The organism is Noviherbaspirillum album (assembly GCF_035916955.1).
GTDB lineage: Bacteria > Pseudomonadota > Gammaproteobacteria > Burkholderiales > Burkholderiaceae_D > Noviherbaspirillum > Noviherbaspirillum album.
Map to the genome: position 1 here is coordinate 1 of NZ_JAWIIV010000094.1, position 3,759 is coordinate 3,759.

Below are 3,759 nucleotides of genomic sequence, written 5' to 3' on the forward strand. Positions count from 1 at the left end.
CTGCCGCCCAACCAGTTTGCAAAAGGATTTTTAACCGCGGATTCCATCGCAATGTCGGACTAAATTGGGTAGCAGGTCATGACCGCCTGCAGCAGCCCCTTCTTGTCTCCAAAATGATGGTAAAGCGCACCACGAGTAAGCCCGGCTTCGGCCGTTAGGTCATCCATCAAGCATTTGGCTGGCTTCAAGGTTCCACGTCGCGTTGTATTTGGAGAAGTGCCTAAGACCTCCACAGGGAAGATTCAGAAATTTACATTGCGTGAAAATATCAAATCAGTCGACGCGTTAGACTGACCGTATCCTAATAAGCAGCTGCGCTCCGACGTAGAATTATCGGTGCGATTTTTTACTCTTGGAAGTAGGAGTCCTGCCATGAAGAAGAGCAGGGTGGCCAAGCAGTGAATCGTCTTTGGAGCAGCCGCATTCTGCGCTCAGCAGGCGAAGGCTGGCCTTACTAGGTCAGCAACAGTGGCAAACTCAGAATGCATGAACTGACCGAATAACCTGAGCACTGGCTAAAAATTTCATATCAGGTTTCGTGTAAGCGCATCGGCACCGATGCGAGTAGTGGAGAGTGCAGGGGACATGGCCCTCCTACTGCATGACTTGCTTTTCTTGAATCGGGATCAGTGTACTTGTGGAATTGTCATGCCAGAGTTTCTTATTTCAGCCATCTTTTTTCTGCGATGGCCATCGTTGTGGCTTTGCAGTCTTATAGATCCGGCCCGATAATATGTTGGGCCGGCCCCCTCACCCCAGCCCTCACATCCTCCTTCCTGCGCACTTGCACGCTCTGCTCTAACGCGCAGATTGAGTCCATCTGAACCGGCCGCGGTCGGGGCAATCATGCGCTGAGCTCCTTATCCAGGAATGAACCTGAATCTATCGATATTCCCCACACCGTAGGTGCCAACCGCGACTAAATAAACTTTATGCACGCCGGCGATCGGCTGCGTCAGGGTTGCTCGCTGCGTTTGGAAAGTAGAGAAGCTGCCCGTCGATTGCATGACCATTTCGCCGATTTTCGCACCGGTAGGCGAGTCCAGGCGGATTTCCAACCTTTGATTGGCAAACTGCGGATCAACCGCAACCAACGTCTCGAATACCGTCGCGCTGGCGCCGAAGTTTACTTGGTCGTAAGCCACCCAGTCGCCGTTATCTAGGCTTGCGAGGTAGGCACCCTCAATAGTGGCCCCACGCGTGCTTGAGAAGCTTTCGCCCTCAATAAATTCGATAGGTGGAACCACGATAGGCGGGGTTTTACTGACATTGAGCTCAGTGAGAATGGTCAGGGTGGCGCCAGACTCTAATACGACGGCGGGAACTCGGAAGGAGTTGAACCCCGAGATCGCAGCCGCAGGGTAGATCGTAAGCGGGGCGAAGGGAGGATCGGTCAGCAGCGATGCCGCGGCAGTGTCCAGTCCTTTTCCCTGCGTGAATGCGATGGTGGCGCCAGTCAAGGTCAGTCCGGAAATGTCGGGAACCTCTAGGCCGGCATTGTGCGGGTCTGTTGGATTAGGCAGCCAACCCAGGCCGTTGATGCTACCAAGATTAACCGGCTGGCTCGACTTGTTGCGAATGTCGACCTTCTCCGTGATCCGTGAAGACCCGGTTCCAGGCTCGCCACCGCTCACGGAATAGACAATGCCCACATTCACATCGGCGTAACCGAATAACGGGCCCTGCACGTGGATCTGATTCGGCCCAACGTGTAGACCGGGATGACTATGTCCGACGTCGACCGAATTCCCGGGGATGGACGGGTACACCACGACGCGCCGACCATCCACTGTCCACTCAAGCACGCCGGGAAACGCGATGGGACTGGATGCAACGCCAGGTAGATCAAACGGCGAGCGAATGTTGTAGCGGAGTGTTGAGTTCTTGTCAGCGCTGTCCACTGTCTGACTTTGAGCGAAACTGTAACCAGACATCAGCACTGCTACGATGCCCGATAACCCTAGAGAGCATAACCTGGACCAGGATAGCGGTTTCATGATGTTTATTTCTTTTGTGGCTATTGCGTGATTCGCCTCGAATTACCAAAACGTACGGCTGTGCCTATGAGAAACGGGCACCGGTACGAAACCCTTGATGAAGTAAAAACAGTCTCATGTACTTCGACTGGTAGCGCAATACAACGAACGTATGAATGGCTACGAAGCGTATCTTGGTTACGCGCCCGTACCTTAACGGACCGAAAGGTGGCGTCTTCTTGATCGCGGAGCTTCTGGAACGAAAGCTCGCAAAGACTCCTCAGCTTATACTTTAGCTTAGTGTCAGCGTGAGCTTTTACCTTCACTTTGTAGCATACATAGCCCTTGGGAAATATCATTATGCCGCTTGGAAAGACTCGATACATCTGCGTGTTTCTGCTGCTGAGTGCCGGCATTGCAGCCCAAAGCACTGCCAATACAGAAGCAGGGCAGAGGGCTATATCGGAAGCCCGCGCCAACCTCGGTAGCTTTTCAATAGATATCACAGAGGTTACGATTGGCCAGTTCAGAAACTATGCGAGGAAGCACGGGATTATCACTGCGGCGGAGCGCGAAGGTGGTGGCTTTGAGTGGGGTTCGGGTTGGGAGCGTCGACGCGGTTGGACCTATCTTGCGCCGTTTGGGGTACTAGGCGGCGACAATGAACCTGCCGTACATATTAGCTTTGCAGAAGCCGAAGCCTACTGCAAAGCCGCTGGAGGTTTTTTGCCTAACAAGCAGCAATGGCAGCTCGCGGCGTACACTGAAATGCGTGCTTCGCCGCCAAGACCTTTCGAAAACGGTCGCACATATCTTTACCCTACAGGAGAGAACGAGGGGCGCGCCAATGTGTCAGGCGACGCTGATGGTTGGGCTCGGCACGCCCCCGTCGGAAGCACAGGTGCGGGAATCAATGGGTTGTTCGATGCTGGTGGAAATGTATGGGAATGGCTTTCCGATGCGAGCGGAGAGGAGAGGCTAACCGCTGGCGGATCGTGGTGGTACGACCAAGCCAAGATGAAGGTAGACGGAATGCAGTACAAACCTGCGAAGTTCTATGCAGTGTACGTGGGGTTCCGTTGCGCATACATGAATTAGGAAGCGAGCTTGACACCTTGCCTCCACTGAAAAGAACTATTCCGGCAAACTCCGATAGGCAAAAAAGCGTCTATAGCCGTTTCAATCCGCGAAAGTAGTTGCAGGACCGTGCCGTAGGGCTGCCGCTTCCAATTCAGACTGGTAAGACATTGCTCAGAAGCGGCCATGCAAACCAAAGAATGCGGACTATTCCCAGTGTGCGCAAGGATTCAGGAAGCCAACCATGGAAACATTCAGCTACAAGAAAAGCGAAACGCGTTCAATACGTAGACCAGTAGATGCGATTCCTGAAGTCGGAGCCAGCCTGGGCTTGGGCTTGCGCGACGGCATTCGGCCTCGGTTGGCTTTGATGTCAGTTTTGGCCGGCCTGTTAGCGTTTGGTGTCTGGCTGATTGTCCTGGTTGTATGGCGTCATGAAATTTGGGCCGTGGCGGACGTCGCATCTAACTGGCTAATGAATGGCCTGCTATCGCTGGACTGGTCCGATCCAGGAAGAGAAGGGCAGAAAGTGACATCGGAAGGAACGAATGTTCCTTCATTCTTGGAGACGGCGCTCAGTTGGATCGCAACGCCGTTGGGGTCCGTGGTGAAGCTGATATTAGTTGCGGGGGCTAATGAGATGGTCACCCTCCACCCTACGAGCGGTTACGCTAGTAGGGTGTTTTTCTTTCACCGGAGCGGAGGC

At 53.7% G+C, this 3,759-nt stretch carries 3 protein-coding genes and 1 pseudogene; 2 read left to right on the top strand and 2 right to left on the bottom strand.

The features are described from left to right. Positions 1 to 77: 77 nt before the first annotated feature. A pseudogene (locus RY831_RS32740) lies at positions 78 to 173 on the bottom strand (TetR/AcrR family transcriptional regulator); the annotation flags it as partial. Between the two features lie 687 nt (positions 174 to 860). Beyond that, a complete protein-coding gene (locus RY831_RS32745) occupies positions 861 to 1,997 on the bottom strand; it encodes a carbohydrate-binding protein (RefSeq protein WP_326510462.1) in 1,137 nt (378 codons plus the stop codon). Between the two features lie 324 nt (positions 1,998 to 2,321). On the opposite strand from RY831_RS32745, the gene RY831_RS32750 reads away from it, so the two are divergent. Next, positions 2,322 to 3,074 (top strand): formylglycine-generating enzyme family protein, encoded by a 753-nt coding sequence (locus tag RY831_RS32750; protein WP_326510463.1) that lies wholly within the window; start codon positions 2,322 to 2,324, stop codon positions 3,072 to 3,074. 223 nt (positions 3,075 to 3,297) lie between these two features. Then, positions 3,298 to 3,759: hypothetical protein (locus RY831_RS32755; protein ID WP_326510464.1), on the top strand; the 462-nt coding region annotated here is incomplete at its 3' end.

Bases quoted from the DNA above. Each gene is read 5' to 3' on its own strand.
- RY831_RS32745 (WP_326510462.1), bottom strand. From the start codon at position 1,997: ATGAAACCGCTATCCTGGTCCAGGTTATGCTCTCTAGGGTTATCGGGC.